Source organism: Micromonospora sp. R77, from assembly GCF_022747945.1.
Classification (GTDB): Bacteria; Actinomycetota; Actinomycetes; order Mycobacteriales; family Micromonosporaceae; genus Micromonospora.
Genome location: NZ_JALDST010000012.1, coordinates 1 through 1,800, shown reverse-complemented (window position 1 = coordinate 1,800; position 1,800 = coordinate 1). Strand labels below are relative to the sequence as shown.

3 protein-coding genes are annotated in these 1,800 nt (G+C 72.0%); 2 read left to right on the top strand and 1 reads right to left on the bottom strand.

The features are described 5' to 3' along the window. Nucleotides 1-154: phosphoribosyltransferase family protein (locus MRQ36_RS32825; RefSeq protein ID WP_278189099.1), on the top strand; the 154-nt coding region annotated here is incomplete at its 5' end. Between the two features lie 249 nt (nt 155-403). Then, nucleotides 404-1,036: a ribosome hibernation-promoting factor, HPF/YfiA family gene (gene hpf, locus MRQ36_RS32820; protein ID WP_242797069.1), complete on the top strand. Its 633-nt coding sequence runs from the start codon at nt 404-406 to the stop codon at nt 1,034-1,036. A 98-nt stretch (nt 1,037-1,134) separates the two neighbouring features. Here the strand turns inward: hpf and MRQ36_RS32815 are convergent. Further along, nucleotides 1,135-1,800 (bottom strand): GNAT family N-acetyltransferase (locus MRQ36_RS32815; protein WP_242801705.1); only part of this gene is annotated, 666 nt, incomplete at its 5' end.

The following is a 1,800-nucleotide window of genomic DNA, read 5'->3' as shown; positions in this document are numbered from 1 at the left end:
CCCCCCGGGCCCGGACACCGTCGTGGTGCTGCTCGACGACATCGTCACCACCGGGGTGACCCTGGCGGCGATGAGTCGGGTCTTGCACGCCGCGGGAATGCCGCCATTCGGCGCGGCGGTGCTCGCCGCAACGCAAAAACGGCGCCATTGGTGACGCTTCGTGTTTCCGTTTCACCCCTTGGTGTATGAGCTGTGAAAATTCCTGGGCGTCCTCGACAACCGGGGGTGACTGTCGGGCGTACAGGCGTTAGCGTTTTCGTGTCGGGGGTAGGAGGTTTTCCCACCCACCCCGGCGGTGAGAGGAGGCGTAGCCGTACTGACCCGGTCGACGCCGAGTGGGGAGCTCCCAGGGCGTGCGGACCGGGATACCGGAACGAAGGACCGTCCGAACAAGGGAGGTCACGTGGACATCGTGGTCAAGGGCCGTAACGTCGAAGTGCCGGACCATTACCGGGTGCACGTAGCTGAGAAACTCGCAAAGATCGAACGCTACGACCACAAGCTCATTCGAGTTGACGTCGAGTTGTTCCATGAGCGGAATCCACGCCAGGCCGATCACTGCCAGCGGGTGGAAATCACCTGCGTGACGCGGGGTCCGGTGATCCGGGCCGAGGCCTGCACGAACGACTTCTACAGCGCGCTGGACGCGGCCATCGCCAAACTCGACACCCGGTTCCGCCGGGCCGCCGACCGCCGCCGGGTCCACCGGGGCCGGCACGCGCCGCTCTCCGTCGCCGCCGCCACCGCCGACCTGCCGGTCGCCCTCCCCGCCGCCGTGTCGACCAACGGCGCCGGCTCGGCCACCGCGCTCGCGGAGCGGACCGACGAACCCCTCGACGAGTACGACGACCAGCCCTGGCACATCGCGCGGGAGAAGGTGCACCCCGCCGAGCCGATGACCGTCGACGACGCCCTGTTCCAGATGGAACTGGTCGGCCACGACTTCTACCTGTTCCACGACAAGGAATCCGGCCGGCCGAGCGTGGTCTACCGGCGGCACGCCTACGACTACGGGATCATCTCGCTCGACACCTGAGCGGCGGCGCGGGGCCGGGGCGGCGCAGCCGCCCCGGCCGTGTCCACCTGCAAGGAAGGGCCCCCTGTTAACGCCTGCGGTAGAGCAGGGGCCCCCTGTTAACGCGCCGGACCCGCCGGGCGGTCCGTGGCGAGCACGGCGTGCAGCACCGAGTCGACGCGGGTGCCGTCCGGGCCGGGGAGCCGGCCGCGCAGCAGCCCCTCCCGCCGGAAGCCGGCCTTCTCCAAGACCCGCCGGGAGGCCACGTTCTCCTCCCGGGTGCCGGCCCAGAGCCGGGCCAGCCCGATGTCGAACGCCCAGTCGGTGACGAGCCGTACCGCCCGGCTGGCGAAGCCCCGCCCGCGCGCCTCGGGGAGCAGGCTGTAGCCGAGCATGGCCTGGCCGGTCGACGGCTCGTCGTAGAACAGGGCGCAGCCGCCGGCGAACCCGCCGGTCGTCGCGTCCAGCACCGCGAGGTCGGCAGCGCGGCCGGCCAGCCAGTGGTGCTCCGCCAGGTGACAGCGTCGCTCGGCCCAGTCCCGGGTCGGTGGCGCCGGTGGCACCCGGTTGGCCACCACCTCCGGCAGGGTGTGCAACCGGTACAGGGCGTCCGCGTCGTCCGGGGCGAGCCGGCGCAGGGTCACCACGCCGTCGGTGAGCCGGCCGGCGGGCAGGTCGGGCAGGAGCCGCGCCACCGGGCCGGGCGGGTCGTCGGCGAGGCGGACCCAGACGCTCATGTCGTGCCGCACCCCGTCCTGCGGTGCGCCGGCCGCGCGCCGGTCGCC